The 3,673-nt window shown below is 70.9% G+C and carries 4 protein-coding genes; 3 read left to right on the top strand and 1 reads right to left on the bottom strand.

All coding sequences use genetic code 11. The features are described from left to right. Window positions 1-461: 461 nt before the first annotated feature. Complete coding sequence (locus LCE31_RS37815) at window positions 462-620, bottom strand: hypothetical protein (protein ID WP_225022666.1); 159 nt, start codon at window positions 618-620, stop codon at window positions 462-464. A gap of 24 nt (window positions 621-644) precedes the next feature. Between LCE31_RS37815 and LCE31_RS37810 the strand changes: the two genes are divergently transcribed. From LCE31_RS37810 to LCE31_RS37800, 3 genes are all read left to right on the top strand, one after another. Continuing rightward, window positions 645-941 (top strand): hypothetical protein, encoded by a 297-nt coding sequence (locus LCE31_RS37810; RefSeq protein WP_225022664.1) that lies wholly within the window; start codon window positions 645-647, stop codon window positions 939-941. 21 nt (window positions 942-962) lie between these two features. Beyond that, on the top strand, window positions 963-1,148 hold the full coding sequence (locus LCE31_RS37805) for a hypothetical protein (RefSeq protein WP_225022662.1): 186 nt from the start codon (window positions 963-965) through the stop codon (window positions 1,146-1,148). After that, window positions 1,148-3,673: DEAD/DEAH box helicase (locus LCE31_RS37800; RefSeq protein WP_225022660.1), on the top strand; the 2,526-nt coding region annotated here is incomplete at its 3' end. The genes LCE31_RS37805 and LCE31_RS37800, both read left to right, overlap by 1 nt.

Genomic DNA, 3,673 nt, shown 5'->3' with positions numbered 1-3,673 from the left:
CAGGCACGGCCTGGTGGTCTGCTCGGACGAGATCTACGACCGAATCCTCTACGACGGCGCCACCCACACGCCGACCGCCCATCGACATGCCGTCACGATGATCGCGCCGAATCGACGCGCACAGCTCGACCTTCGACATCTGCGGCATGACCAGCACCTTTCGCCAAGAGCACCCCGATGCTGCCCTGGCAAGAGAACTGGTGCCTCCCAAACATGACGTCGAGAAAGCCACCACCCTGACGCACTACGCGTACGCGCGGTCGGTAGAGGACGCCGTGGCGAAGGTGCGCCAGGCACACGAGAAGCTCGGCGGCGTGTACGGCGATACCGGGTCGTGGAGGTCTGCGAGGACGGAGCGGAGGCCCGCAGGCGCGACAGCAGGAGGAGACGCGCCGGCTGTTCGTCACCACGGTCATGCTGGCCGCGCGCGCCGAGGCCGCCCAGGGGATTACCGGCCTGCCTCACTCGGAGATGTTCGGCATGCTCTGCGACTTCTTCATCCGCGCCGTCGTCTTCCCCGGCCAGTTCGGCTTCCCCAGCGGCACCGCCATCGACGACACCCAGCTGCACACCAGCGACCCCGCCCGCGCACTGTCCCGCCTGCTCCTGGAACGGAACACCTCACCCACCACGCCCTGGACCTGGTGGAAGCCGACGACCGGACCCCCTCGCACCTGCCGGAGACCGAAGGCCGGTTCCCGGCGGCCCGCGATGACGAGGCCGACCAGGCCCCGGCGGATCTCATCGAGCAGGTCCTCGCCGTCTGCGAGCAGCACTACGCGGCCGTCACCGGCACCGGCCCCGAGCAGTGGGACAGGGAATCGGCCCTGGAGATCGTGGACGCCGCTCTGCGGACCGTACGCCCGGCGGACTACGGGTCCTACCCGCAGGCCCTGGAGGCGTACCTGCACGGACACCGGGTGCGGCTGGAGCGGCTATGACGTCGCTACGGGCCCGGTGGGATGTTCACGGGTGAGGTCGTTCTGGTCGACCTGCCCGGGTGCCTCATGCTGTGCGAGAGGATCGACACCAGCGACACCAGCCCGCTCTGGCTCGAAGGGATCTGGGCTCGGGAGGGCCAGGAGGAAACCGCGCTGGAGAGGCTCAAGGACGCCTGGCTGTACGACACAGCGGAAAAGGACGGATGATGAGCAGGATTCCGCTCAAGGAACATCAAGTCGACCAGAAGTCGACTTTCCGTAAGTGGGTCGGATTCTCTGCAAGGTCGTCTGTGCCCCCGCAGGGTGCCCGGGGCACGATCGTGTCAGCGACCGGGTCCGGCAAAACGATCATGGCCGCCGCGTGCGCGCTGGAATGCTTCCCCGAGGGCCGGATCCTCGTGACGGTTCCGACCCTGGACCTGCTCGCGCAGACCGCCCAGGCGTGGCGGGCGGTGGGCCACCGGGCCCCGATGGTCGCGGTGTGCTCACTGGAGAACGACGCGGTGCTGAACTCGCTGGGGGTGCGCACTACCACGAATCCGATCCAGCTCGCCCTGTGGGCGGGGCACGGGCCGGTCGTCGTGTTCGCCACGTACGCCTCTCTCGTGGACCGCGAGGACATTGACGCACCCGTGGGCCAGCGGAAGGTTCGCGGGCCGCTGGAGGCCGCTCTGGCGGGCGGGGAGCGCCTCTACGGCCAGCGCATGGACGCCTTCGACCTCGCCATCGTGGATGAGGCCCACGGCACCGCTGGTGATCTTGGCCGTCCGTGGGCCGCGATCCACGACAACGCCCGGATCCCGGCGGACTTCCGGCTCTACCTGACCGCCACGCCCCGCATCCTCGCCCCGGCCAGCCCGCAGAAGGGCGCCGGCGGTCAGGAGGCGGAGATCGCGACCATGGCCGACGACCCGGACGGCACGTACGGGTCGTGGCTCGCGGAGCTCGGGCTGTCGGAGGCGATCGAGCGGGAGATCCTCGCGGGGTTCGAGATCGACGTCCTGGAGATCCGCGACCCCTCCCCCGTCGTCGGCGAGACGGAGGAAGCCCGGCGCGGCCGGCGCCTCGCCCTGTTGCAGACCGCGCTCCTGGAGCACGCCGCCGCGTACAACCTGCGTACGGTCATGACGTTCCACCAGAAGGTGGAGGAAGCCGCGGCCTTCGCGGACAAGCTCCCGGAGACCGCTGCCGAGCTGTACGTCAACGACGCCTCCGACGCCGACCTGGCCGCCGCCGACAAGCTCCCCGCGTCCTCGATCGACGCGGAGTTCTACGAGCTGGAGGCCGGCCGCCACGTCCCGCCGGACCGGGTGTGGTCGGCGTGGCTGTGCGGCGACCACACCGTCGCCGAACGGCGCGAGAAGATCCACCAGTTCGCCAACGGCATCAACGCCGCCGGACACCGGGTCCACCGCGCCTTCCTCGCCTCGGTTCGCGTCCTCGGGGAAGGCGTCGACATCACCGGCGAGCGGGGCGTGGAAGCCGTCTGCTTCGCCGACACCCGCGGCTCCCAGGTCGAGATCGTCCAGAACATCGGCCGGGCGCTCCGCCTCAACCGCGACGGCAGCACGAAGGTGGCCAGGATCATCGTGCCGGTGTTCCTGGAGCCGAACGAGGACCCGACCGACATGGTCGCCAGTGCTTCGTTCCGCCCCCTTGCGGCGGTCCTCCAGGGCCTGCGCTCGCATGATGAGCGCCTGGTCGAGCAGCTGGCCTCCCGCGCGCTCACGAGCGGCAAGCGCACAGTCCACGTCCAGCGGGATGAGCAGGGGCGGATCGTCGGCGCCGGCGGCGAGAGCGACGGCGAGGACCAGGAGCACGACGACACCGACGCGGCTGCCGAGTCGGCGCTGCTGCACTTCTCCAGCCCGCGCGACGCAGCGACGATCGCCGCGTTCCTGCGCACCCGCGTCTACCGGCCGGAGTCGCTGGTGTGGCTGGAGGGCTACCAGGCCCTGCTGCGCTGGCGGGCGGAGAACGAGATCACCGGCGTCTTCGCTGTGCCGTACGACACCGAGGTCGAGGTCGGCGTCACGAAGGACTTCCCGCTGGGGCGGTGGGTCCATCAGCAAAGGAAGGCGCTGCGGGCCGGGGAGCTGGAGGACCGGCGCAAGGTGCTGCTGGACGCGCCGGAGGCCGGGATGCTCTGGGAGCCGGGCGAGGAAGCGTGGGAGAGCAAGCTCGCCGCGCTGAGGTCGTTCCGGCGGGCCTCCGGGCACCTCGCGCCGCGTCAGGACGCGGTGTGGGGCGAAGGGGAGGCGATGGTGCCCATCGGGCAGCACATGGCCAACCTCCGCCGCAAGGGCGGGCTGGGCAAGGACCCGAAGCGCGCGGTGGAGCGGGCGGAGCAGCTGACGGAGATCGACCCGGACTGGAACTGCCCCTGGCCGCTGAACTGGCAGCGGCACTACCGGGTGCTGGCCGACCTGGTCGACGCCGACGGCGTGCTCCCCTACATCGCGCCGGGCGTCATCTACGACGGCGACGACATCGGCACCTGGAGGTGGCGGCAGCAGGAACCCGGCACCTGGGCGCAGCTCCTGCCCGAGCAGCGCGAGCGGCTGACCGCCCTGGGCATCCGCGGCGCCACCCTCCCCGTGACCGCCGCCGCACCGGCGGAGCTCCCCACGGCGCCGGCCGACGCGGCCAAGGGCCCGAAGAAGCCGGGAAGCAAGGCGGAGGCCGCGTTCCAGCGGGGCCTGGCCGCCCTCACCCAGTGGGTGAAGACGGAG

It is taken from the genome of Streptomyces sp. 8L, assembly GCF_020176795.1.
Classification (GTDB): Bacteria; Actinomycetota; Actinomycetes; order Streptomycetales; family Streptomycetaceae; genus Streptomyces.
The sequence above is the reverse complement of the archived record's forward strand: the minus strand, read 5'-3'. Positions and strand labels throughout refer to the sequence as shown.